This is a genomic window from Psychrobacter sp. PP-21 (assembly GCF_033790785.1).
GTDB lineage: Bacteria > Pseudomonadota > Gammaproteobacteria > Pseudomonadales > Moraxellaceae > Psychrobacter.
This window is the reverse complement of record NZ_JAMYEB010000005.1, coordinates 150278-173631: the sequence shown is the minus strand read 5'-3', so window position 1 is coordinate 173631 and position 23354 is coordinate 150278. Positions and strand designations below refer to the sequence as shown.

At 44.9% G+C, this 23354-nt stretch carries 24 protein-coding genes; 10 read left to right on the top strand and 14 right to left on the bottom strand.

Annotation, left to right across the window (positions count from 1 at the left end; translation table 11 throughout):
* Positions 1 to 255: 255 nt before the first annotated feature.
* From thiS to NJD71_RS06855, 4 genes are all read right to left on the bottom strand, one after another.
* Positions 256 to 456, bottom strand: a complete 201-nt coding sequence (gene thiS, locus NJD71_RS06870) for a sulfur carrier protein ThiS (protein ID WP_319051194.1) — start codon at positions 454 to 456, stop codon at positions 256 to 258.
* A 136-nt stretch (positions 457 to 592) separates the two neighbouring features.
* Positions 593 to 967: a DUF423 domain-containing protein gene (locus NJD71_RS06865; RefSeq protein ID WP_319051193.1), complete on the bottom strand. Its 375-nt coding sequence runs from the start codon at positions 965 to 967 to the stop codon at positions 593 to 595.
* Positions 968 to 991: 24 nt separating this feature from the next.
* Positions 992 to 1882, bottom strand: coding sequence for an RNA polymerase sigma factor RpoH (gene rpoH / locus NJD71_RS06860; RefSeq protein WP_319051242.1), 891 nt, complete (start codon positions 1880 to 1882; stop codon positions 992 to 994).
* A gap of 214 nt (positions 1883 to 2096) precedes the next feature.
* Positions 2097 to 2561: a sulfurtransferase TusA family protein gene (locus tag NJD71_RS06855; protein WP_319051192.1), complete on the bottom strand. Its 465-nt coding sequence runs from the start codon at positions 2559 to 2561 to the stop codon at positions 2097 to 2099.
* A gap of 414 nt (positions 2562 to 2975) precedes the next feature.
* Between NJD71_RS06855 and NJD71_RS06850 the strand changes: the two genes are divergently transcribed.
* Positions 2976 to 4505, top strand: coding sequence for a M48 family metallopeptidase (locus tag NJD71_RS06850; protein WP_319051191.1), 1530 nt, complete (start codon positions 2976 to 2978; stop codon positions 4503 to 4505).
* 81 nt (positions 4506 to 4586) lie between these two features.
* On the opposite strand, the gene NJD71_RS06845 is transcribed toward NJD71_RS06850, so the two are convergent.
* Together NJD71_RS06845 and rpsU are read right to left on the bottom strand one after the other, a co-directional pair.
* A complete protein-coding gene (locus NJD71_RS06845) occupies positions 4587 to 5036 on the bottom strand; it encodes a GatB/YqeY domain-containing protein (RefSeq protein ID WP_319051190.1) in 450 nt (149 codons plus the stop codon).
* A gap of 222 nt (positions 5037 to 5258) precedes the next feature.
* Positions 5259 to 5474 carry a 30S ribosomal protein S21 gene (gene rpsU / locus NJD71_RS06840; RefSeq protein ID WP_010195908.1) on the bottom strand — a complete coding sequence of 72 codons (216 nt, stop codon included), beginning with the start codon at positions 5472 to 5474 and terminating at the stop codon, positions 5259 to 5261.
* Positions 5475 to 5866: 392 nt separating this feature from the next.
* Between rpsU and NJD71_RS06835 the strand changes: the two genes are divergently transcribed.
* From NJD71_RS06835 to crcB, 4 genes are all read left to right on the top strand, one after another.
* Positions 5867 to 6226 carry a hypothetical protein gene (locus tag NJD71_RS06835; RefSeq protein ID WP_319051188.1) on the top strand — a complete coding sequence of 120 codons (360 nt, stop codon included), beginning with the start codon at positions 5867 to 5869 and terminating at the stop codon, positions 6224 to 6226.
* Between the two features lie 20 nt (positions 6227 to 6246).
* The gene (locus tag NJD71_RS06830) at positions 6247 to 6729 is read left to right on the top strand and encodes a c-type cytochrome (protein ID WP_319051187.1); all 483 of its coding nucleotides are present in this window, start codon (positions 6247 to 6249) and stop codon (positions 6727 to 6729) included.
* 236 nt (positions 6730 to 6965) lie between these two features.
* A complete protein-coding gene (gene tsaD, locus NJD71_RS06825) occupies positions 6966 to 8003 on the top strand; it encodes a tRNA (adenosine(37)-N6)-threonylcarbamoyltransferase complex transferase subunit TsaD (RefSeq protein ID WP_319051186.1) in 1038 nt (345 codons plus the stop codon).
* 44 nt (positions 8004 to 8047) lie between these two features.
* Positions 8048 to 8419: a fluoride efflux transporter CrcB gene (gene crcB / locus NJD71_RS06820; protein WP_319051184.1), complete on the top strand. Its 372-nt coding sequence runs from the start codon at positions 8048 to 8050 to the stop codon at positions 8417 to 8419.
* Positions 8420 to 8487: 68 nt separating this feature from the next.
* Here crcB and NJD71_RS06815 read toward each other — a convergent pair whose 3' ends face one another.
* From NJD71_RS06815 to potA, 5 genes are all read right to left on the bottom strand, one after another.
* The gene (locus tag NJD71_RS06815) at positions 8488 to 9630 is read right to left on the bottom strand and encodes a hypothetical protein (protein ID WP_319051183.1); all 1143 of its coding nucleotides are present in this window, start codon (positions 9628 to 9630) and stop codon (positions 8488 to 8490) included.
* Positions 9631 to 9829: 199 nt separating this feature from the next.
* A complete protein-coding gene (locus NJD71_RS06810) occupies positions 9830 to 10720 on the bottom strand; it encodes a LysR family transcriptional regulator (RefSeq protein ID WP_319051182.1) in 891 nt (296 codons plus the stop codon).
* A gap of 115 nt (positions 10721 to 10835) precedes the next feature.
* The gene (gene potC / locus NJD71_RS06805) at positions 10836 to 11642 is read right to left on the bottom strand and encodes a spermidine/putrescine ABC transporter permease PotC (protein ID WP_319051181.1); all 807 of its coding nucleotides are present in this window, start codon (positions 11640 to 11642) and stop codon (positions 10836 to 10838) included.
* On the bottom strand, positions 11642 to 12520 hold the full coding sequence (gene potB / locus NJD71_RS06800) for a spermidine/putrescine ABC transporter permease PotB (RefSeq protein WP_319051180.1): 879 nt from the start codon (positions 12518 to 12520) through the stop codon (positions 11642 to 11644). The genes potC and potB overlap by 1 nt, the downstream gene beginning before the upstream one ends.
* Complete coding sequence (gene potA, locus NJD71_RS06795) at positions 12520 to 13761, bottom strand: spermidine/putrescine ABC transporter ATP-binding protein PotA (RefSeq protein WP_319051179.1); 1242 nt, start codon at positions 13759 to 13761, stop codon at positions 12520 to 12522. The genes potB and potA overlap by 1 nt, the downstream gene beginning before the upstream one ends.
* Before the next feature lie 413 nt (positions 13762 to 14174).
* Between potA and NJD71_RS06790 the strand changes: the two genes are divergently transcribed.
* The 4 genes from NJD71_RS06790 (at position 14175) to NJD71_RS06775 (ending at position 17814) form a co-directional block, all read left to right on the top strand.
* Positions 14175 to 14813 carry a carbonic anhydrase gene (locus NJD71_RS06790; RefSeq protein WP_319051178.1) on the top strand — a complete coding sequence of 213 codons (639 nt, stop codon included), beginning with the start codon at positions 14175 to 14177 and terminating at the stop codon, positions 14811 to 14813.
* 154 nt (positions 14814 to 14967) lie between these two features.
* Positions 14968 to 15531, top strand: coding sequence for a lactoylglutathione lyase (gene gloA, locus NJD71_RS06785; protein WP_319051177.1), 564 nt, complete (start codon positions 14968 to 14970; stop codon positions 15529 to 15531).
* Positions 15532 to 15624: 93 nt separating this feature from the next.
* On the top strand, positions 15625 to 16599 hold the full coding sequence (locus NJD71_RS06780) for a mechanosensitive ion channel family protein (RefSeq protein ID WP_319051176.1): 975 nt from the start codon (positions 15625 to 15627) through the stop codon (positions 16597 to 16599).
* A gap of 84 nt (positions 16600 to 16683) precedes the next feature.
* The gene (locus NJD71_RS06775) at positions 16684 to 17814 is read left to right on the top strand and encodes a hypothetical protein (RefSeq protein ID WP_319051175.1); all 1131 of its coding nucleotides are present in this window, start codon (positions 16684 to 16686) and stop codon (positions 17812 to 17814) included.
* 246 nt (positions 17815 to 18060) lie between these two features.
* On the opposite strand, the gene NJD71_RS06770 is transcribed toward NJD71_RS06775, so the two are convergent.
* From NJD71_RS06770 to ribA, 3 genes are all read right to left on the bottom strand, one after another.
* Positions 18061 to 18534, bottom strand: coding sequence for a c-type cytochrome (locus tag NJD71_RS06770; RefSeq protein ID WP_319051174.1), 474 nt, complete (start codon positions 18532 to 18534; stop codon positions 18061 to 18063).
* A gap of 398 nt (positions 18535 to 18932) precedes the next feature.
* Complete coding sequence (gene hemF, locus NJD71_RS06765) at positions 18933 to 19919, bottom strand: oxygen-dependent coproporphyrinogen oxidase (protein ID WP_442967659.1); 987 nt, start codon at positions 19917 to 19919, stop codon at positions 18933 to 18935.
* A 31-nt stretch (positions 19920 to 19950) separates the two neighbouring features.
* Positions 19951 to 20640, bottom strand: coding sequence for a GTP cyclohydrolase II (gene ribA / locus NJD71_RS06760; protein ID WP_319051173.1), 690 nt, complete (start codon positions 20638 to 20640; stop codon positions 19951 to 19953).
* Positions 20641 to 21230: 590 nt separating this feature from the next.
* On the opposite strand from ribA, the gene dxs reads away from it, so the two are divergent.
* The gene (dxs, locus tag NJD71_RS06755; RefSeq protein WP_319051172.1) at positions 21231 to 23285 is read left to right on the top strand and encodes a 1-deoxy-D-xylulose-5-phosphate synthase; all 2055 of its coding nucleotides are present in this window, start codon (positions 21231 to 21233) and stop codon (positions 23283 to 23285) included.
* The last annotated feature ends 69 nt before the right edge of the window (positions 23286 to 23354 follow it).

Genomic DNA, 23354 nt, shown 5'->3' with positions numbered 1-23354 from the left:
ACTACAGCTTCGTAAGACTAAAATATAATAAATTAGGAAAATAAAATAAGAAGTACGATAAACAGCTGTTCCATTAAGTAGCGAGCCAGTTAAGTAGCAACTTAATGAAAAATCAACAACCAATGATTTAACAAAGAAAAAAGACCTCAAACGTTTGATACGTTGGGGTCTTTTTTAGTACTGGTGTTAAGGTGTTAAGGTGTTAAGGTTTTAGAGTTGTCGAAGGATGACAGTAAACCATAGTACAAAAACTTTCTAACCACCGCCAACAGCTTGCACTACTTCGATATTCATTCCTTCTACGATGTGTAGTTGGGCAAGCTCGCTTTTTGGTATCAAATCGCCATCAACTTCGACGGCGTAACGCCCTTGACTAAGCCCAAGTTCATTGACGACCAGTTGTACAGTCTGATGAGTGGTTTGTAGACTTCTACCATTAACAGTAATGGTGCTCATATTAAATGCTCCCTAATGATTTAAGATTCCTTTTGTGTCACTCTATCTCTGCGATTGACGAGCGACTGTCTGGATAGTTGCTCATAGTATCGGCAAAATCTATTGTATAGACGACGAACTGAAGACGAACCGTAGATTAGCGCGCCACATCATTTGATCGAAACGCAGAGACTGCAAGCCATAACCAGCCAGCTATCATAAGTATTCCGCCAATAGGCGTGATCGCGCCAAACCAAAGTGGCGCACCAAGGGTCATAGCATATAGGCTACCAGCAAAGATGATAACACCACCCTGTAGCAACCAAGCCGTTGCCTGAGTGATATATCTCAAGCGTATCAGCAGGCCAACTAATAATAGTCCAAGCGCATGTACAAACAAATATAGCGTGGCCGTATGCCACCATTCAAGCTGTTGCGAGCTGGCTATGTTTTTTAAGCCGTGAGCGCCAAACGCACCCAAAGCAACAGCGACGGCCATATTAATCGCTGCAATACCAATCCAGTTCAACATGGCATAACTCTTAGGATCATAAGACTATTGAATATCATCTGGTAGGATAACACTATCGATAGTCATAGCATCGCGGATTTTGTCCATCGCATTCTTTTCAATCTGACGCACACGCTCAGCTGAGATAGAGTAGACCGCTGCCAGCTCATGGAGCGTGGATTTTTGCTCAGAGAGCCAGCGCTGTTCAACGATATCACGTGAGCGGTCATCCAATGTACCCATAGCAGCGATTAGTGCTGACGAGTTGTTTTCTTCCCAGTCTTCTTCTTCTAGCTGTTCGGCAGGATCGATACCATCTTCCAAAAACAGCTGCGGTGCGTAACGACCATCATCATCGTCACTTGACTGCGCTTCAAATGAAGCATCGTAAGAGGTAAGACGTGACTCCATCTCTAGCACTTGCTTGCGCGTGACATTTAAGTCATTAGCGATTGCGTCTGCTTCTTCTAGTGTCAGCTGGTTGTTGGTCTTTTTTAGGCTACGTAAATTAAAGAACAATTTACGATGGGCTTTGGTCGTCGCGACTTTTACAATACGCCAGTTGCGGATCACAAATTCATGAATCTCAGCTTTGATCCAATGTACCGCGAAAGAAACCAGACGCACGCCTTTATTAGGATCAAAACGTTTGACCGCTTTCATCAGTCCCAAGTTACCTTCTTGGATCAAATCAGCTTGTGGTAAGCCATAACCTGAATAGCTGCGCGCAATATGAATCACAAAACGCAGATGCGACATCACCAGTAGACGCGCTGCCTCGACATCACCTTCATCATAATAGCGATGGGCGAGTTCTTGTTCTTGGACAGGGGTCAAGATAGGAATTTGATGCACAGTATTGATATAAGCACCCAAATTCACACCTGGCGCTGACAAGTGAGTTGGCATCGCAGGCACCAAATCACGTGTATTCATATCACCTAACGTACTGGCATCATAAGGAGGACGCTGTGCAGCTGCCTTTAGTGCAGCATCGCGCGCATCGTTTTTTATAGGAGCTGAGCCGTCTTTTTTATTCGCATTTGCAGCATCAGAAGTAGTAGTAGCCATATTCTTGACCTTGGTTAAATAGTTAAGCAAACAGTCAGATAAAAATCTCTATAGTTGTAATTGTAAAGGACAGCAGCGTTTAGTTGCTATCAGTTTTGGTAATGATGAAGTGATATATTGTAGCGAAACGCTGTAATGATGTGCTATCACCTGTCAAATCCGTAACGTCATTGACCATCAGTTTCAGGTCATCAGATGATTGTACTTGCTGGCTTTGTCGGCAAAACGCTGTGATATCAGCTTGTGAGTTGGGATCCGTTGCGACGATATATAGTGACTCACCGATTGCCACATTACGTAGTGCGACTTTAGTTTTCAATAAAGGCATCGGGCATGCAAGACCGCGACCATCAACAAAGCCTCTGATATCTAACAAAGGTAGCGCACTATCCACATCGCTTTTAGAGTGATCTGCGATACTATGACTGGCTGGCAATAAATCTAATAGAGGAGTCATTTCTCGTTGTACGGCATCGGACAAGTCCGTTGATAAGCAAATAGCGTATGATTCTTGCGTGATGAGTGATTGGCTATCAGCGGACATAGAACAAACCTTGTGAATATCATTATTTTATCATTAATAGATGAGCTGACAGTGCGCTCTCAAAAGTGACTATTTTGAGCATATTAGTTATGAATGCGAGCTTACTGTCACAACACATTATACCAAATCGCTGATGTATAGTTGTATTTGAATATAGTCAACGTCTCATTCGGTTCTCTAGAATCACACAATCATGTTGCACAATAGTGACGGGTAGCTAAGTTATTGGTAGTCAACTGAATAGTAGAATTGACCTGATAGGAACAAGCTCGTATAGTCGAAAAGACGCCATAAAAAATACGATAGGACATACGCTTGCACTACATTGATAGCAAATCGTCGCGACTCGACAAAAAATATAAACGCTCAAAGACCAAGTTGACTACCAGACACGTCATGAGATTGAGCCTGTCAATGGCTTTACTAGCGACGTCGACAGGTGCTCATAGTAATGACACCCAAATGCTGTCATTTGGAGAGTATGCGGGGCAAACAATAAACTCACGAGCATTAGAACTACCCAATTTGCGCGGGCAGGGACTAAGCTTTTCTGAGCAGTATCAAAACAAAATGCTTGGTGAATGGTCGCTACAGAATATTAATGGTCGTGTCAAAATGGAGCACGATCCATGGGTACAAGAAACGTTAAAAGACATGACGTGGCGACTGAACGCCCAAGCACGTCAGCAAGCACCGCTTGGTTTGGTAATTCTTGATAACCCTAGTATCAATGCTTTTGCGGCACCTGGTGGGGTCATAGGTATCAACACAGGGACGATATTGGCTGCTAATAGTATGGATGAGCTGGCAAGTGTCATAGCTCACGAAGTGGCGCACATCAGTCAACGTCACTATGAGCACGGCGCAGACGAGCGCAAAAAAGCGTTGCTGATGCAAATAGGGGGTATGTTGGCTGCGATCGCTGCATCAGCCGTCGATGGCGATGCCGCTGCGGCTGTCATGGCGGGTAGCCAGACGGTATCTATGAATAGCAGTATGGCGTTTAGTCGAAACAACGAGCGCGAGGCCGATCGAGTAGGGATGCAAATTATGACCCAAGCGGGCTATGACCCTCGAGCGATGCCGCGGTTTTTTGCCACGATGAATCAGCAAAGCCAGCTCAATCAGGTTGAAAATTGGTTCTTGCCCAGCTTTGTGCGCTCGCATCCGCTCAGTGGTGAACGCTTAAGTGAGTCGCAGAGCCGTGCTGGGCAGTATCCTACGTTGTCACTGAGTCAGCAGCAGCGCCATCAGGCATTGTTTGATCTGCTCTATTGGCGTGTACAAAGTACCGGCAAGCATGCCTCTGAGGTGACGCTCACAACCGCTGCCAAAAACAGTCTGGGAGCCAAGCTGGCATTGATGAGGTGGTATGGCGAGCAGCAGCGCTTTCAAGAGGCTAATAAGGTATTGGCTGAGATAGATAAACTCCCTGTGCTTCAGCGCCAAAAACTAGAGCCTTTACTATCAATTGCCCATAGTGAGCTACTCAGTGAGCAAGGCAAATGGCAGCAAGCGGTAGATATTTTAGAGAGTCAGCAGCGGCTCTATCCTGAGCGCCGTGACCTGCGTCTTTATTTGGCAGAAGCGCTCACCAACAGTAATAAACCGACACAAGCACAGGCATTGCTAAAACCACTTACAACGCAGCAACCAAGCGATCGTTATGCGTGGCAAAGCCTACAGCTGGCTAATGAAAAGCTTGCTAAAACCACAACGTCACCAACACTGGCAAATATTGCGACAATCAATGCATTGCGCTATCGCAGTTATGATCAGTTATGGAATGGACGTTATGAGAGTGCGCTCACCTCACTGACGCAAGCCAAGCAGTTGACTGAGAATTTGCAAACCACAGCGCAAGCCAATAGCGCGCGTCCGTTACTGGCCAATATCAATGCAGAAATCAAAGCAATAAAAACCGCCAAAGACTTCGAGCCTTAGGCGGTTTTGGTTGTGTCAGATCATGTTTGCATGAACCTACGTTTCATACTTATTAGCAACGCTCATAGTTCAAGCAAAGCTCTAGCCTTGTAACGTCTCTTTAACCATCTTAGAGATTAGGGCAGGATCAGCACGACCAGCGGTCTTATTCTTTAATACGCCCATCACGCTACCCATATCGCGCATAGAGGTGGCACCTTGTTCTTTGATTTCAGTATTGACCAACACCATGATCTCATCATGACTCATTTGCTGCGGCATAAACTCATTGATAAGATCAATCTCAAACTGCTCTTTTGCCGCTAAATCATCACGGCCATTTTCTGTAAAGATAGTGAGCGACTCTTGACGTTGTTTTAGCTGCTTTTGTAGTACTTCTAGTACTTGTGCATCATCGAGCTCTGTCTGACGATCGATCTCGATCTGTTTAACCACTGACTGTACGTTGCGTAGTACTTTAACGCGCTCAAGTTCACGCGCTTTCATAGAGGTTTTGATGCTGTCTGATAGAGTCTGTTTAAGTTGGCTCACTGCTATTATCCTTATTGATTTGTTAACTGCTGTTTATTAGATACGGTTTAATTAGGTTGTTTTCTGATTAGGTTTTTTGGGGTAAAACCTGCTGAGAGCGGGCTTTGATAAAAAGTGGCGTCAGCAGTAATAACAAAAATTGTAGCATAAAAAACGCCACTGATATCGATTGATAACAGTGGCGTTAGTGTAGCGCTTGTACTTAACTAATCAGATTACTGATTAGTACATACGAGTGGTACGAATAGTTTCGCGTTGTAACTTCTTCTTATAACGCTTTACGGCAGCAGCTTTTTTACGCTTACGTACTTGCGTTGGTTTTTCATAAAACTCACGCTTACGTACGTCTGATAATACACCAGCTTTTTCACAAGCACGTTTGAAACGACGGATAGCGATATCAACTGGTTCGTTTTCTTTAACCTTAACTGCAGGCATGAAGACTCCTCGATTAGGATGAGATATAAGGGCATTAGTTTGGCTGTGTATTAGTATTTAGCCGTAATATCTCAAGATTACAGGCATCAGCTCAAACTAGGACAATTCTCACGCATAAGTGTGAGGGCAAGTATTTTAATAAAAAATACCAACAAAGTCAATGATTTTAACGATTTATTGCTTATAAGCTATTTATAATTTCATATATGTTCTTTATATAAGTCAGTCTATAAGATCCGCTGCTTTAGTTTATTGTGCTCATAGACAAAAACTCTTTGGAAATAAAAAGTCCTTACGGTCTATAACGGTTTGGTAGGAGTTTATGCTATGATAATTTCCATATTGTAGTCAGCATATAAACCGTTTTATGTGTATTTTATTGAGGATTTGGCATGAAAAAAACAGTATTGAGCGTGGCGTTTATTCTAGCGTTAGGTGCAAGCGTGAGCGCTTGTAGTGGCGGTGAAGAGCATGAAGAAGTACTAGCAATCGATCGCGTTGATGAAGCTGCTGAGCTTGCAATCAAAAATGGACCACCTGCCCAAGAGATGGAGTTCCCAGAGACAGCACCAATGCCAGCGACTGATGCAACTACGACAGACGCTGATGGGACGGCGACTGCCGAAGCGGGGATGGCTGACGCTGATATGGCAGAAGTGGCGACTACAGATGGCACTGATACCGAAGCGGCACCTACTGATGAAAGTTCTGAGATGGCAACGGAAGACGCAGCAGCAACACCTGCTGAATAAGCCAATCAAAAGGTCAGGTCATGATTGAGATACAGCAGCATATAAATAAGCTGAGCTTGTCTGCAATTAGTATAAGCATGTTATTGGCATTAAGCGCTTGTAGTAGTGACAACGAGGCGGCGACAGCACCAGTAGAGTCTGACGCTACTGAAGCAACAGTGGCAGCCGACGCACCAGTCATTGATACCACTAGCGAGATTGACGCTACAGAACAGACGATAACGGCAGAAACTGATGTTGCTGCTGAGCCGAAAGTGTTAACTGCAAATGCTGGTAGCGCGCTGTACGAATCAAATTGCAAGGTTTGTCATACTGCTGGGTTACTTAATGCGCCAAAATATGGCGATAAAGCAGCTTGGACGGCTCGTTTGACCAAAGATAAAGAAGTGCTATATATGCACTCGGTCAAAGGTTTTAACAAAATGCCGGCTCAAGCGGTAGATGGTGTGACTGAGGAACAAGTCAAAGCGGCTGTTGATTATATGCTCGCGTCAGTAAGCTGATACGGTAGATATAGCATATATCAGCCATTGAAATTTGTTAAAATGACCGTCATTGTGACTGACAATGGCGGTTTTTTTATGCCCATTTTTATTCATATCACTCTCAGACGTTCGACTGGCTGTGTGTCACTTATCTTATTTACTATTGACAGTTTTAGAGTGATATAAAACCAAAGCGGTATAAGACAAAGACGCGACGAAAAATAGTCCGAAAACAAAAGCATAAAGGCAAAAGTATGAAGGTATTGGGTTTAGAGACCTCTTGTGATGAGACGGGGCTTGCGATCTTTGATAGCGAGCAGATCAATAGTGACAATCAGGGCTTGGTCGGGCAAGTGCTGTACTCGCAAATTGAGCTGCATGCGCTCTATGGCGGCGTTGTACCTGAGCTTGCCAGTCGCGATCATATTCGTAAACTTGTGCCATTGCTCAACGAGCTGCTTGAGCAGTGCAATATGAATAAAAGCGATATCGATGCGATCGCCTTTACCAAAGGTCCAGGTCTTATTGGTGCTCTGATGACGGGTGCATTGTTTGGTCGTAGCTTGGCATATGGTTTGGATATTCCTGCGATTGGTATTCATCATATGGAAGGGCATTTATTGGCGCCGCTGATGGGCGCTAATCCGCCCGCTTTTCCGTTTGTCTCTTTGCTCGTCTCAGGTGGCCATACCCAGCTGATCGCGGCTAAAGGCATCGGCGAGTATGAGATACTAGGCGAGTCCATCGATGATGCGGCAGGGGAGTGCTTTGATAAAGCCGCTAAGATGCTAGGCTTACCTTATCCCGGTGGGCCTAATGTTGCCAAACTGGCAGAAGCTGGCAATCCTGATGCTTATGCGCTTCCAAGACCGATGCTACATCGAGGTTTGGACTTTTCGTTTAGCGGTATGAAAACAGCGGTACATAACCTGATTAAAGACACTGCTGGCTCTGATAGTGATCCGCAAATTCGCGCGGATATCGCCGCGAGCTTCCAATATGCGATGGTCGATACCTTAGTGAAAAAATGCGTCAAAGCACTCAAGCAAGCAGGTATGAGCCGTTTGGTCATTGCAGGTGGCGTCAGTGCCAATACGCACCTGCGCGAGATGCTAGAGGCAGAGCTGGCTAAGATCAATGCGACGGTCCACTATGCACCGCCCGCGCTGTGTACAGACAATGGCGCGATGATTGCTTATGCAGGGTTTGAGCGCTTGCAAGCTGGGCAGTCAGATGATTTGGCCGTTAGCTGTATTCCGCGCTGGCCAATGACAGAGTTACCAGCCGTATAATTGAGCTTTTTGTCCAACAAATTTATACGAACTAAGGACAGTCTATGCAGTGGCTTGCTATTGGTCTGGGAGCAGCACTTGGTGCTTGTTTGCGTGCGTGGTTGTCGCGCTTTAATGCGTTACACAACTGGATACCACTTGGCACGCTCGGCGCTAATATCTTGGGTGGACTGCTGATAGGACTGGCACTGGTGTGGTTTGAGCGCATGGGAAGTGGTCTATCTGATAACGTTCGTGTGTTTGTGATTACTGGGTTTTTGGGTGGGTTGACTACCTTTAGTACTTTCAGTGCAGAGGTATTTGGCTTTATCCATGACGGGCGACTGCTGGCAGGCTTAGCGCTCATCGGCTTGCACGTTGGACTGACATTATTAGCAACCGCGCTTGGCTTTTATTTCTTTAAGTTGGTTTTGTAGTCATTAGTAGATATTAATCGTTTAATGGTCTGTTATAAGTGGTTCAATCATATTAGTCTGTTAATTGTTTAAGAAGTCTGTTTTGGTGGTTCCAGTGGGGTATAATTAATTCTATTCAATCCATCTTTTATTCGATGCTTGTTCCTGATACTGTATTCATAATTAGACTGTTTCTCATACTCACATAATCTAGATTCTTGTAAAAACGAATTGAATAGGTTCTCATAATCTTCTGAAAAATATCGCCCTCCCATTATAGCTGTTCCTAACTCTACTAGGGTTCTTAAGCTTGCTATTTCTTCATCTGTAAGGGTATTAATATGACCTTCGTTCAGATCACCAGATAAAATTTCAGATAACTTATCTTTATCTATTTGAAGTTCATAAATATTTGGATAAATATAACGTTTAAACTCCATATGATTTTTGATAATATTAATCGCTTCCGATAGTTCTCTAGAGCCTATTAATAGCTTAGCCTTCAAGTTTTTTTTTATATCGGAGAAACTAGGGTTACTCCATTCCTCGAAAATAGGCAGCTCTTGCGCTATAGCCTCTATATCTTTCCGACTTAGACTTTTAGTAAAGGTTTTTGCTTTGTACTCGTCTACTAGCGAATCCATTTCATAAGTAAACGATTCACAAATTTTAGATAATTCAGTAAATTTATTATAGAAATTGTAAAGCCCGATTACTCCCATACCTTCTAAATGCATTGCTCCTTCAGAGCTGTATGGGTATCTAAACGTTTCTCCAGTCGGGTCTATGCTGTTAAAGTCTTGAATATAAGGTGCGATTTTTTCTATATAAACAGCCAGTCTTGAATCCTTTGTTCTCTCAACAATATCAACAAAAATATTCCAAAGTCTTTCTATATCATGTGTTTTCACTAGTTTTTCATCAATATTTTCTTTAACTTTAAAGTAATTAATAGTATCTATTTTTTGTTTAATATAAATTTCAATAAAATGTCTAGCAGTAAATAGTATAGGATAAACTGAGGTATCATTATTCCAAAGAAAGGCGTGCTTAGGTCTATTGCAATCTACATCTGGAATATATTGAGATAAGATGGATTCTAACATTACTAAAGTAGCTGATTGGTAGCCATCAATATGAGAGAACATTCCTCTCCAGCCGTTGTTACCGACACATGCGTTAAATTGAGAGCTTTCTTGCTCGTTACGGAATAAATCTGCTGTTTCACTCATTTTTGAAAACATCCTATATTCTATATAAATGTCCAGAAAGAACACTGCAATTATTTAATAATTTGAACCATTGATACCAATGTCCCAAAGCCTCATGCTCAAGTCCTCACTAGGGAACCATTATTTGCCATAACGCCTATCATAACGTAAGAAAGCGAACGATATTTTATAACCAAAAAATGTAATAAACAGTGAAATATTAAACTGGCTTGACGATCCCTTCCAATAAATTGGCAAATCCCTGCATATAAGCAATATCTTGACTAGAAGTACGTGTCGCTGCGTATAGCTGACAATGTACGCCATCACCTAAGGGTCGTGAGACGACCCACCCTTTTTTCTCATATTCAGCAACGACCCAGTCGGGCAGTGCTGCCACACCGCGCTCGCTCGCGACCAGCTGGATCAGCATTGCGGTCAGCTCTGTTGTACGGACATTCTCAAAGCTGACTTGCGCTGGCGTCATAAAGTTGGCAATGATATCGAGACGTTTGGCTTCTACGGGATAGGCAATAAGCGTCTCGTTGGTCAAGTCATCTGGCTCGATAAAATCTTGTGCTGCCAAATCATGTGTTGGTGACAGCACCAAACGGCTCTCATACTCAAACAATGGCTGATAACTGATACCATCGAGCGGCAAATCGCTGGTCGTAATGAGTAGATCAATATCACCTTCCATCAGCAGATGATGCGGCTCAGGCTCAAACCCTGTGGCAAAGTCGAGCTCGACATCCGACCACTCACGGCGATAGTGATTGAGTATCGGCATGAGCCAGTCAAAACAACTGTGGCACTCTGATGCCAGTCGCAATCGTCCAGCTTGACCGTGTGCTAAGCGTTTGAGGTTGGATTTGGTGCGAGTCACTTGCGGCAGGATATTGTCTGCTAATGATAGAACCGCCTTGCCCGCTGGCGTAAAGCTAAGCGGACGAGTTCGGCGATTGACCAAGCTGATATCGTAATAGTTCTCGAGCTCTTTTAGCTGATGTGACACAGCAGAGGCAGTGACGTGTAGCTCGTCTGCCGCTGCCGCAAGCGAACCATGCGCACGCAGCGCGGTTAATGTATTAAGATGACGTAACTCAAGCATGATATGACCTAACCGCTACCGTGAGAAAAATTCATTATAGTCAATATAGCGCTGACTTTCACTCATAGTCCATCAGTAATGAGTAGTTAATGAGCAATTAATAAGCAATCAACATTTAGCGCTTACGTAATAACAGCTGTGAGATGACGACCAATACCAGCGAAGCAACCAGCAATAACGTCCCTATCGCATTGACTTCTGGCTTGAGACCGACCCGCACCATAGAATAAATACGTAGCGGTAAAATCTCATAGCTTGGCCCCGTGACGAAAGTCGATACCACCACATCATCGAGCGATAAGGTAAAAGCCAGCAACCAACCTGCCATGACCGCTGGCAGGATAACGGGAATGAGCACTGTACGTACCATCGTAGATTCGCTAGCGCCCAAATCGCGTGCCGCTTCCATCAAGCGCTCATCTAAGCTACTTAAGCGTGCAAAAACGGTAATCACAACGAAGGGTAGGCAAAAGGTAATGTGCGCCAACAATAGTGAGACAAAGCCTAACTGTAGACCGATCAACAAAAACAGTGCTAATAATGAGATGGCTAATACAATCTCAGGCGACATCATCAGGACAAATAGCAGCCCATTTAGCAAGCCTTTACCACGAAAATTATAACGGTGTAGCGCCAGTGCGGTGAGCGTGCCTATCAAGGTTGAGACGGTAGCGGCCACCAGTCCTAGTACAATAGAATGCCAAAACGCATCGAGCATCGCTTGGTTGTTAAATAGCGACTCGTACCACTTCAAGCTAAAACCGCCCCAGTTATAACCGATTTTTGACTTATTAAATGACATCACTACCAAGACAATGATAGGTAGATATAACAAGGTATAAATAAGTCCGAGATAGCCTTTGGCAGCGATACTGCCGATTTTTAGCTTACGAGTTGTTTTGTTTGGTGAGCTATAAGACATTAGGCCACCTCATTAAAATCAGTTTTGCCAATACGGCGGCTACTAGCACGGTAAGCCAGCAGTAGTACTGCCATCGCAAGCGTCAATAGCACGCTCGCCGCCGCACCAAAGGGCCAGTCGCGGGCGTCCAAAAACTGGTTTTTGATGATATTACCGACCAGTAAGTTACGAGAACCGCCCAAAATATCTGCCACATAAAACATACCCATCGCCGGCAAGAGCACGAGCAGTAAGCCAGAGATGATGCCCGGTGTCGTTAAAGGCAGCACCACGTGCCAAAAGGTTTGCATTTTCGTAGCGCCCAAATCTTGTGAGGCCAGCAGCATATCATTGCGCAAATCGGTAAACACCGCATATAACGGCAATACCATAAAGGGGAATAACAAGTACGTGAGGCCTGCAATCACCGCGCCTTGTGTATATAAAATATCGATAGGGGTATCAATGACACCAATTGCCAGCAGCGACTTATTAATCAAGCCATTATTAGCAAAGAGCAGTTTGAGCGCATAGGTTCGTACCAAAGAGTTGGTCCAAAATGGCAGGATCAATAGCAGCATAAGTAGCGGTTGCCATCGTACTTTCACCCTAGATACTAGCCACGCAAAAGGGTAGCCCAGTAGCAAGCAGATCACCGTTGTGATACCTGCCATCCATAATGAATGGACAAATACCTCAAAATATAACGGATCAACCATGCGCACATAACTGTCGATGCTGACAGGCAAACTAATAAAATCACTACTGTCTCGGGTCAAAAAGCTGACCGCGATCACCAATATATTTGGTAATAGCGCAAAAATAAGTAACCAGCCCCAAATCAGCCAGAGCGTGACCGTACGAAATGGACTTTTGCTGCTTAGGTGATTGCGTGCCATCAGCTCCCATCCTTGTGTGCAGTCGAATTATGTACATGGTCAGTATCATTTGGCAATACCCACTCCCAGCCATCGACCCATGAGACTTTTACGCCTTCGTTTAATTTATAATCAAAGCTTGGGTCGTCTTCATCAAAGAATTCAGAGGCCTTAATAATATGACCATTGGCCAATTCAATAATAGAGTCCAAGGTACTGCCCTTATAGTTACTTTCAATGACGCGGCCTACTAGTCCATTATGCTCATTGTCTTTTGGATCATAGATACGCAGATCTTCAGGGCGTAGTAATAAATTGACAATGTCGCCCACTTGCACATCATTGGCAAAATTGGGTCGACGCAGATTACGCCGCGTGGTTGGTCCCTCTTGCGCCTGTGCTTCACAGACTTCGACTTCAATGCGCCCATTGGTCACGTTACCGTCACGATCTGGCTGGTCTGGATAGACGCCCTTAACTTCGGCTCTAAATAGATTGGTCTCACCAATGAACTTGGCGGTAAACAAATTGGCGGGGGTTTCATAAATCTCGATAGGCGTACCGATTTGTTGGAACGTGCCATCTTTCATCACCGCGATACGGTCTGACATCGACAGCGCTTCTTCTTGATCATGGGTCACAAACACAAAGGTAATGCCCAGCTCGCGCTGTAAGCGCTTTAGCTCAGACTGCATTTGCAACCGCAGTTTATGATCGAGCGCAGATAATGGTTCATCAAGCAATAACAATTTGGGTCGATTGATTACGGCGCGCGCGATTGCCACGCGCTGCTGCTGTCCACCAGATAAGTCTTGTGGTTTGCGGTTGGCTAAATGCTCCAACTGCACCATGGCCAACATCTCACTGACCCGCGTTTTAACTTCATCTTTCGGTACTTTTTTTAAGGTCAGTCCATACGCGACATTTTGCGCGACGCTCATGTGGGGAAACAATGCGTACTGCTGAAAGACCGTATTGACCGGGCGCTTATCAGCAGGCAAGCCTGCCATTTGTACGCCATCCAAGTGTATTGCGCCTGCATTTGGTTGCTCAAAACCAGCAATCAAGCGTAGCAATGTGGTTTTGCCACATCCTGATGGGCCCAGCAGCGTCAGAAACTCACCATGCTTAATATCAAGGTTGATGTCTTTTAGCACTTCGGTTTGATCGTAGGTTTTTTTGAGACCCGTTATTTTCAGTAGTGTCTTGTCATCATGAAGAGACGCAGAAGTGGTGTGCGTGTTTTGAGATGGGTCGGTCATAATATCTGTTCCTAAGCATCCGATATAGTAGCTGGCGTGGCCATCGAGGTCGCTCGCTGTCATCAAAAAACTGGCAGGAGCGTAAGCACGATTTGATTACTGTTTGATTGTTGCCTGATTCCTGCACATTATAGCAAACCCTTGATGCAAATCAGTGCAAGTTCGTTATCAGTGATGCGAGCCTTACCGCTATGACAGCGATAAACACGGCGATATTTCTAGTGATATGTGCTTTATATAATGACATTTAAACAAAGTTTTTTATCATTTTTTGGCTGTTATTCCTATACAATCACAATATGGCTGACAAACATCATACGCGTGATAAGCTGGTAGTTGTGCGTATACCTATGTTTGAATATATATGCAAAGCCACTTATAACTCTCATATTATTGATAATAAAGGATCTCTCATGCCTAACGATACACGTCCAACAACCGGTCAAGAAGCGCTTGAGCTGTTAAAAGAAGGTAACGCACGCTACGTGGATAGCCTCACCAGTACCGATGAATATATGCAGCGCCGCCCAGAATTGGTCAAAGACCAGAATCCGTTGGCCATTATTTTGGGCTGCTCGGATGCACGAGTACCTGTTGAGATTGTCTTTGATCAAGGATTGGGAGACTTGTTTGTCATACGTGTTGCGGGCAATGTGGTGGCACCCTCACAGATAGGCTCAATCGAGTTTGCAGCAGAGGCTTTTGGTACGCAGTTGGTGGTTGTCCTTGGACACTCCCAGTGCGGTGCGGTTACCGCTTGTGTTGAGACTTTGATCAATCCTGAACAGAATTACTCGCCTAACTTACAGTCTATCGTTGATCGTATTCGTCCAAGTGTCTATAACTTACATGAATTGGCAACTGCCAATGGTCAATCTGTCGATGCAGACGAGCTGGTCGATCGCTCTATCCGTGCCAACGTACGTATGTCCGTCAGTCAGCTAAAGCATGGATCACGTGCACTAGAGGATTTGACCAATAGTGGTAAGCTGCTCGTCGTTGGTGCTGAGTATGATTTGGCAACAGGAAAGGTTAAATTCTTAGACAGTTAATATTTGCTTAAATATGAACATACTTTGTTCATACTCTTACAAAACCCTATCACTTATTTTGCTATTTTTTATTATGATGAAAGGGATGCGCGAATTATGACAGCCGAGACTTGCGCAACCATAAATCTATTTGTTGAATTATATTAGGATAATTATGTCTGCTCCCTCTAACAATAATGACTCAATCATAAACCAGCCAGCCAGCAGCGTTAGTACTGATGGCGTTCAGCCAATCTCCGCGCAAACGACAGGATTTACCTTTAACCATACGATGCTACGTGTCAAAGATCCCGCCAAATCATTAGCGTTTTACACGGGCGTTCTGGGTATGACACTGCTTGCGGTCAAAAAGTTCCCTGATATGGGATTTGATTTGTATTTCTTGGCAAAATTGACCGAGAGCGAGCGTGAAAACTTGCCAACTGGCGACGATTTAGAAATCTTTGCGTTTCGTCAGCGCGGTATTTTGGAGTTGACGCACAACTACGGCACCGAGACAAAAGCTGACTTTAGCTATCATGATGGTAATCAAGACCCGCAAGGTTTCGGTCATATTTGTTTTAGCGTACCGAATTTAGAAGAGGCGGTTGCTTGGTTTGATAAAAACGATGTCGAATTCAAAAAACGCCCAGAAGATGGCAGTATGAAAAACATTGCCTTTATCAAAGATGTCGATGGTTACTGGATCGAAATTGTACAAGCTGATTTGATGTCGTAATTGAGATATTGTAATTGGCAATGCAGCCAGTTATTACAGCCAGCTATTTATCCTTTTAAACACGCGCTAAAACAATAATAGGAGTAACCCTTTATGCCCACCCCTGATTTGAGCCGCATATCGAACACGCTAACCGATGGTGTGACCATCTATCAACAAGTGGTCTATACCACGCAAGATTTGGCGAGCGGCTTTATCGAGCGCATTCCATACTTTGTGGCGGCGCTTATTGTTCTGGGTATTTTTTGGCTATTGTCTATTGTATTTAAAAAAGTGGTACATAAAATACTCGGCGCGCGCGTGCGTCATCAAAACTTGGTAAAGGTGTTCCAGCGGATAGGCGGGGCACTTATTTTATTTATTGGCTTTATGATCGCCATGGTCGTTGCTATTCCAGGATTCACACCTGCTAAGCTCATCGGCGCGCTTGGTATCGGTTCGGTAGCGATTGGTTTTGCCTTCAAAGACATTTTCCAAAACCTACTCTCTGGTATTTTACTGCTGATATCAGAGCCATTTCGTATCGGCGATCAGATTGTCTCAGGGGACTATGAAGGCACGGTTGAAGATATCAAAATTCGTGCAACGACCATCAAAACGTATGATGGTAGGCAAGTGGTTATCCCAAACTCGGAGCTGTATACCTCGGCATTGACGGTCAACACCGCTTATAAACAGCGTCGTCTACAAGTGGCGGTTGGTATTGGTTATGAGGATGATATCGAAACCGCAAAAGCTGAGATTCTGCAAGCGCTAGACAAAGTCAGTAGCGTGTCAAAGAAGGCCACACCTAGCGTGATTGCGACAGGGTTCGGTGGCTCGTCTATGGATCTGATGGTACGCTGGTTCATCGAAGATGGCACGCAGGCCAACAAAGTCACCTCGATTCATCAAGTGATCGTCGAGATCAAAAACGCTCTTGATGCAGCAGACATCAATATTCCGTTCCCAATCCGCACGATAGATTTGAGCGACCCTTCAGTAAAGTCTATTGTTAAGCAAATAAACGAGCAACAAGGTGAAGACGCTAACCACACTAACGAAACCAACAAACCGGTGACCGAGTAGCTTGGCTGGTACAGAGTTCTCATTTGATCCGCTGCATCCCTCAGTGACCGATAGAATCTCGCTGTCGGTATTATGAGGCTCGATATGGCTGGGCGAGAGAGCGACGGTGCTTTCAATGATCTGACGGCGGCAGCAACGGCTACCTTTAGTCAGATCGTCCAGCAGAATCTAGCGGTACAGGTCGAATCCTTTTCTTTTGCAAGTCCTAGTCTTAACTCGAGCGAAAACGGTTATCTAGCTCTTGATTTCATTCAAATCGGTATCAATGAGAAAACCGAACGCAAACTTGCTTTTCTGCTTATCATTACGGACGTAGAAGTTGCAGCGGCGTCGATGTCCTATCTCTTGGCCCTTCCTTCACAAATCACCAATGTCGCTGTGATTTCAACGCGCCGTTTGATCGCCTACGGAGAAGATAGCACTCCTAAGCCAGCGCTACGTACCGAGCGTTTAGCCAGCCTCATGTTGCATTGTTTTGGACGGCTGCTCAATCTCAACTACGCGGACACACCAACCAATTATATGGCACGCGTCCAAGTGCCAGACGATCTTGATACCATGCGGCACTTCACAAATACACAGTATCAGCAAATGAGTAAAAACTTGCCACGAGAGGCTAATGACCGTTACTCTGAAGGCAGTAGATGTGCTTTTATTATGCGGCATGTTTTTGGTAATCTTCCACGTATTCTTCGCGGGGCTATTCGCGCCAATCCTTTGCGTATCGCTACCAAACTGCCAACCATGATCGCAACCGCGCTATCAGTGATTATTGTACTCATCTTCGGCGGCGAGACTTGGGACTTTGCAGCCTCGGTCTCTTATAATCAGCTAATGATATTTGTAGTAGCAAGTTTTTTGGCAGCCACGTTTGTACTGTACCGCGCTTTTTCCTTTCGGCTAGTATCCACGCGGCGAGGGCAGACGTCAGAGAGCTCAGTGGTCACGGCTGGAGCGACTTATGTCGCACTGATGCTGACTTTGATCTATCTTTTTTTTATGTTTGGTGTGCTCATGTATGGTGTGGTGGTCTTTGTGTTTCCAGACCCATTGATGAGTACATGGACCTCTGACAAGGATGGCGCAACCTTTGCAGCCCACATGCGTCTAGCGTCTTTTTTGGCAGCTGTAGGGATACTATCAGGCTCTCTAGGTGGATCAGCAGACTCGCGCTCTGTGGTTCGCAATGTACTGTTTGCGGCTGACGAAACTTAATTTCAAAAACGAAAAAACCACGCTATCTTTGATAGGGTGGTTTTTGTTTGGCTGTTTTTTATGAATGGCTAGAGTTAGGGCGTGTCCCTATTTCAAAAATGGTGATAAAAATGAAATAAATCGCAGGCAAACAAGGAAGATAGTGCAGACAATATCGAGATATTGACCAGCTATTTGACGCCGTTTGTCAAAGATTTAGCCATTTTTAGCCCATTTAGTGATAAGCGTTTGAATTAGGGATACGCCCTAGTCATTCTTTGCTCTAAATTCTGTGTGGCACGATTTGCAGCTTGCACCCACTTCACCAAAAGCAGGCTGAACGTCACTGGCACTCGTAGCTGTCTGTGCAGCAGCGCTCAGATCAGCAGTCACTTTTTGGAAATTATCTGCTTCAGCACTGAAGCCATCAGCATTTGACCAAACAGCTTCAGTCGCGTTACCCATAGATTCTTGGTTTTCAAAATGACTCCAAGGACTTGAAGCGTCTTCTGCTAAGAATGCGGCTTGTTCTTTGAACACTGCAGCATCGAATGTATCAGGCGCTTTGACCATATCACCCATGACGCCCATCGCATCGCCCCAGCTTTTCATACTGTCTTGTCGTGCTTTGATATCAGAATCATCTGCTGGACTGCTACAGGCGGTTAAACCTAATGCAGCTGCCATCAAGGTAATGCTGAATAAAGACTTTAAAGATTTGTTGGTGTGAACCTGTGCCATATGACTTACTCCTTTAAACTTGGCCAATCGCAGACGTCATTGTAAACGCTCACTTTGCCTAAAATATTATTATAAAAATACTGCCGAAAATTCTTTTATGTACAGTGACCGTCAAAGAACTTCTCTTATTGTAGCCGTTATCTGCAAAATGGTGATGATATAGTTGTTATATCCTCGTAAGCGTTCAGGTTATTGTGAAGATGTTTAAGATGTGTGGACTCAGTGCTCAGTTTTTTTGTTTTTATACTTTTGTTTTTTGCTATAAAAACGCAATAACGTACACGATAAATAGAAATTTTTGAACGAAAAAAGTCAGCTATTGCAGCTGACTCGATGGGAGTTCTCTAACAAAAACAGAACTTCTGATAATGATGATATCAGGTACTGACAAATACGAACTATTTATGGACCTCTAATGCCAGCCAATCACGGGGCTTTAAATAATAGTCAGTCAACTCAAACTCAGGCGTACCTTCAGCAGGCTCGAGGCGGTAGTGCCAGCTAGCAAGCGGCGGCATACTGACTAGTATAGACTCGATACGTCCGTTACTTTGCAATCCGAACAACGTCCCACGATCGTAGACAAGGTTGTATTCAACATAACGACCACGACGATAGAGCTGAAATTCACGCTGTTCATCAGTATAAGGTGTATTTTTACGCTGCTCAAAGATGGGCATGATGCCGTCAAGATAACCGTTACCAACTGCTTTCATAAAATTAAAGCAGGTCTCAAAATCCCAGCCGCGACTCTCGGTACTGACGTCATCATAGAACAGGCCACCGATACCGCGTTGTTCATCGCGATGACGCAGATGAAAATACTCATCGCACCACTGCTTAAAATCAGCATAAATATTATCACCAAATGGCGCACATAAATCATGGCACACCTGATGCCAGTGCACGCAGTCTGCCAAAACAGGATAAAAAGGGGTCAAATCAAAACCACCACCAAACCACCAAATAGGCGCTTCGCCTTCTGCTTCTGCCACAAACAGACGTACATTGGCATGGCTGGTCGGCACGTTAGGGTTTTTGGGATGGACAACCAGTGAGACGCCCATCGCTTGGGCTTTTCGGCCAGCGATATTAGGATGGCGTGCCGTCGCTGAGGCTGGCAGATTGTGGACATGAATATGGCTGAACATCACGCCTGCTTTTTCGATGACCGCGCCATCGGCTAATACGCATGACCGACCGCCACCGCCTTCTGCACGCTCCCAATTATCAGGAACAAAGGTGGCATTGCCGCCACCATCACGCTCTTGCGCTTCTAGAGAGTCACAAATACGTGCCTGCAAATCAACCAAAAACTCACGCACTCGCATGATGTCGCTGTTGGTTGGCGTGGCCACTGAGGCGATCTCGGGCAAGTCTGTCATGTTGTCTGTGTGTGAAATACTCATAAGCTGTCTATTTGTTCAGGTGTATGGCTGTATTAAAGTCTTTGTCGAGATTGAGGTCTTGATCCAGTAGATGTCCCATTCTGTCGCGCTTAGTTGCTAGGTATTCAGCATTCATGTCGTTTACGCCAACGAGCATGGGCACACGTTCAACGACATCGATACCGTGCTCAGTCAAATAAGCAACCTTATTTGGGTTATTAGTGATGAGTCTCACAGCGTCAACGCCGATATGTGCCAGCATCGGCCCGCACATGTCATATATACGCGCATCAGCAGGCAACCCCAACATGAGATTGGCATCTAGCGTATCGTGTCCTTGGTCTTGCAGGGCATAAGCGCGAATCTTGTTGGTTAGACCAATACCGCGACCTTCTTGACGAAGATACAAAATTGCACCGCACCCAGCTTCTTGTATCGCTTGCATGGCGCTATTGAGCTGCGGACCACAGTCACACTTCAATGAGCTAAAGGCATCACCCGTCAGGCATTCAGAATGAATACGCACTAGCGGAACTGGAGAGACTGAGTCAGCATTACTTGAGTGCTGTGCAGTCGTGCTGCTGGTCTCTTGATCGACCGCAGACAGACCAGCGGTCAACATCACATGCTCTTGACCCTCGTCGTTCTCAAAGATATGAATATCGAACTCGCCGTGACGAGTTGGTAATTTGGCACTAGTGATAAATTGATATGACATTGCTGTCCTGCATAAGCCTATAATCGTGGCGGTAAAGCGTTTGTGATGTCTGTACTAAAACAGCGACGATATCCTAACCTATATAATTTGGCTAAGCTATTATCAGTATACCCTGTTCGTAAAGAGCGCGTGCTTATTGTATTTATTATAAAAACACACAAAGTTCACATACGACGCACGATGATTAAAGCGACAATTAAAAAAAAATGCTATTATGCCATACTATTTTGACGGATACAGTGACAAGTCTATACCCTTACATTACTATGTCGTCACTAACATCCGATATTGATGCAAACTAATAGGGCATAATAACACTCTCTAACACAGCCCTTAATATAGTCTCTAGCGGTGAAGCACACAGTATCAACGCACCACGCAGTATCAAACACGTAGTCTTAAGGCATGATCTACTAGGGTAGTGTGCCGATGGTATACGTAGCGCAGCTATATACACGTAAAAGTTGCATGAATAATTATATGGTCGATTACATCAATAACGATGTAGATATTATTGGCGTGCCTTGGTTGTAGTCTTAACTATACTACAGGCGCGTCTTGTCAGCAGATTGGTAGGTATCGTACGGTTTATGCAGCAGTCACCTCACTCCCCAAAGTCTCAGTCCCTATCTGCATCAGTATCTGATCCTGCTGCCCAGCTATCGAGCTTACAGCAGACTTATACTGTGATTCCACGTGTACGCCCTAATACGCCATTGCTTGATTCGATAGACTCTCCCTCTGATATGAATACGTTGTCATCAGCTCAGCTAATTACGCTAGCTGATGAGCTGCGTCTTTTTTTGCTGTATTCAGCCGGTCAGAGTGGGGGACATTTTGGCGCTAATTTGGGTGTGATTGAGCTGACCATCGTGTTGCATTATTTGCTAGATATGCCGCAAGATCAGATTGTATGGGATGTGGGGCATCAAGCCTATGCGCACAAAGTATTGACTGGTCGCCGTGATCAGTTGGCGACCATTAGATCTAAAGATGGTCTGACGGCATTTCCTGAGCGCGCTGAGTCTGTTTACGATACTTTTGGTGTGGGGCATTCATCGACCTCTATCTCAGCAGGTCTGGGCATGAGTCTGGCGCTACGCCATCAAGGCCGAGCACAAACGGTTGCTTGTATCATTGGTGACGGGGCAATGACAGGCGGTATGGCGTTTGAAGCGATGAACGATGCCGTACAACAAGACGCTGATCTACTGGTTATCTTAAATGATAACGACATGTCGATATCTTGTTCTATCGGTGGGTTTTCGCGACATCTAGCAATGCTGTGGGAGTCAGGCTACCAAGTCGATATCTCTGAGACGGGCAAGCCGGTGCTGTGTAAGCGCCCTGATATGCAAGCATTTGATCGCCGTAAACGTCACAAAGAGATGCGTGACGTACCGATGTTAGAAGATAACTTGTTTAAAGCCATTGGTTTTACCTATTTTGGTCCATTCGATGGGCATGATATTCCTGAACTCTTGCGAGTGTTGTCATTAGCAAAGCAGATCAAAGGCCCAGTCTTGGTACATATATATACCACCAAGGGCAAAGGCTTTGCGCCAGCAGAATTAGATCCAGTTGGCTATCATGCGATTAGTAAGCTACCCGCCGAGAGTCATAATGAAATCTCGAATGAATCTATAGAACCAATTAAACCAGATACAAAACCTGCGCTGAAGTACTCGCAAGTATTTGGCAAGTTTTTATGTGATAAAGCGGACGAGGACGATAAGCTGTTGGCAATCACGCCTGCTATGGAAGAAGGCTCAGGGATGATTGACTTTGCTCGTCATTTCCCAGAGCGTTTTTTCGATGTGGCTATCGCTGAGCAACATGCGGTCACGCTAGCCGCGGGTATGGCAACCCAAGGCGTTAAACCTATTGTTGCGATTTACTCGACGTTTTTGCAGCGCGGTTACGATCAGCTGATTCATGATGTGGCTTTGCAAAATCTCGATGTGATGTTTGCCATCGATCGAGCAGGGTTAGTGGGTGAAGACGGTGCTACGCACGCTGGCGTGTTTGATTTTGGGTTTTTGCGTGGTATTCCTAATGTCATCATTGCAGCACCAAAAGATGAGAACGAGTGCTACCATCTGCTCAATACCTGCTATGAATACCAAGGCTGCACTGCTGTGCGTTATCCGCGCGGCACTGGTACTGGCGCTGCTATCGAGCAACCAGCACAAATTTATAAAATTGGTGAAGCGGTTGTCGATTCAGTCGTTGGCAGCGATGATGCGCCTCATAAGCTTGCGTTACTGGCATTCGGTACGATAGTGGCAACAGCACAACAAGCAGCTGAGAGCATAGCCACTGATACCACGCTGGCGTGTCAGGTACATGTGATCAATATGCGCTGGGTAAAGCCTTTAGATACGGCAATGATTGAAAGATTATTGGCGCAAGGGGTGACTCATATTGCAACGCTAGAAGAGCACATGATTATGGGCGGCGCAGGTAGCGCGGTAAATGAGTATTTGCTCAATGAATCTACAGCCTTCAAACGTCAGCGTCCATCAGTTAGTAATATAGGTATTTCTGATCGCTTTATCGCTCACGGCTCACAAGCAGAGCAATTGGCAGACTGTGGTCTAGACGTCGCTGGTGTGATAGGGCAGCTCAAGCAGCTCTTGTCATAGCACGGATTATTTCATTCTATGATTGTGTCACTCAATACTTTAAATATACATTGAATGACACAAATATTA

What these genes read in the sequence shown, in the direction of transcription:
- thiS (WP_319051194.1), bottom strand. Translation starts at nt 456, where the DNA reads ATGAGCACCATTACTGTTAATGGTAGAAGTCTACAAACCACTCATCAG.
- NJD71_RS06865 (WP_319051193.1), bottom strand. Translation starts at nt 967, where the DNA reads ATGTTGAACTGGATTGGTATTGCAGCGATTAATATGGCCGTCGCTGTT.
- rpoH (WP_319051242.1), bottom strand. Translation starts at nt 1,882, where the DNA reads ATGAATACACGTGATTTGGTGCCTGCGATGCCAACTCACTTGTCAGCG.
- NJD71_RS06855 (WP_319051192.1), bottom strand. Translation starts at nt 2,561, where the DNA reads ATGTCCGCTGATAGCCAATCACTCATCACGCAAGAATCATACGCTATT.
- NJD71_RS06850 (WP_319051191.1), top strand. Translation starts at nt 2,976, where the DNA reads ATGGCTTTACTAGCGACGTCGACAGGTGCTCATAGTAATGACACCCAA.
- rpsU (WP_010195908.1), bottom strand. Translation starts at nt 5,474, where the DNA reads ATGCCTGCAGTTAAGGTTAAAGAAAACGAACCAGTTGATATCGCTATC.
- NJD71_RS06835 (WP_319051188.1), top strand. Translation starts at nt 5,867, where the DNA reads ATGAAAAAAACAGTATTGAGCGTGGCGTTTATTCTAGCGTTAGGTGCA.
- NJD71_RS06830 (WP_319051187.1), top strand. Translation starts at nt 6,247, where the DNA reads ATGATTGAGATACAGCAGCATATAAATAAGCTGAGCTTGTCTGCAATT.
- tsaD (WP_319051186.1), top strand. Translation starts at nt 6,966, where the DNA reads ATGAAGGTATTGGGTTTAGAGACCTCTTGTGATGAGACGGGGCTTGCG.
- crcB (WP_319051184.1), top strand. Translation starts at nt 8,048, where the DNA reads ATGCAGTGGCTTGCTATTGGTCTGGGAGCAGCACTTGGTGCTTGTTTG.
- NJD71_RS06815 (WP_319051183.1), bottom strand. Translation starts at nt 9,630, where the DNA reads ATGAGTGAAACAGCAGATTTATTCCGTAACGAGCAAGAAAGCTCTCAA.
- NJD71_RS06810 (WP_319051182.1), bottom strand. Translation starts at nt 10,720, where the DNA reads ATGCTTGAGTTACGTCATCTTAATACATTAACCGCGCTGCGTGCGCAT.
- potC (WP_319051181.1), bottom strand. Translation starts at nt 11,642, where the DNA reads ATGTCTTATAGCTCACCAAACAAAACAACTCGTAAGCTAAAAATCGGC.
- potB (WP_319051180.1), bottom strand. Translation starts at nt 12,520, where the DNA reads ATGGCACGCAATCACCTAAGCAGCAAAAGTCCATTTCGTACGGTCACG.
- potA (WP_319051179.1), bottom strand. Translation starts at nt 13,761, where the DNA reads ATGACCGACCCATCTCAAAACACGCACACCACTTCTGCGTCTCTTCAT.
- NJD71_RS06790 (WP_319051178.1), top strand. Translation starts at nt 14,175, where the DNA reads ATGCCTAACGATACACGTCCAACAACCGGTCAAGAAGCGCTTGAGCTG.
- gloA (WP_319051177.1), top strand. Translation starts at nt 14,968, where the DNA reads ATGTCTGCTCCCTCTAACAATAATGACTCAATCATAAACCAGCCAGCC.
- NJD71_RS06780 (WP_319051176.1), top strand. Translation starts at nt 15,625, where the DNA reads ATGCCCACCCCTGATTTGAGCCGCATATCGAACACGCTAACCGATGGT.
- NJD71_RS06775 (WP_319051175.1), top strand. Translation starts at nt 16,684, where the DNA reads ATGGCTGGGCGAGAGAGCGACGGTGCTTTCAATGATCTGACGGCGGCA.
- NJD71_RS06770 (WP_319051174.1), bottom strand. Translation starts at nt 18,534, where the DNA reads ATGGCACAGGTTCACACCAACAAATCTTTAAAGTCTTTATTCAGCATT.
- hemF (WP_442967659.1), bottom strand. Translation starts at nt 19,919, where the DNA reads ATGACAGACTTGCCCGAGATCGCCTCAGTGGCCACGCCAACCAACAGC.
- ribA (WP_319051173.1), bottom strand. Translation starts at nt 20,640, where the DNA reads ATGTCATATCAATTTATCACTAGTGCCAAATTACCAACTCGTCACGGC.
- dxs (WP_319051172.1), top strand. Translation starts at nt 21,231, where the DNA reads ATGCAGCAGTCACCTCACTCCCCAAAGTCTCAGTCCCTATCTGCATCA.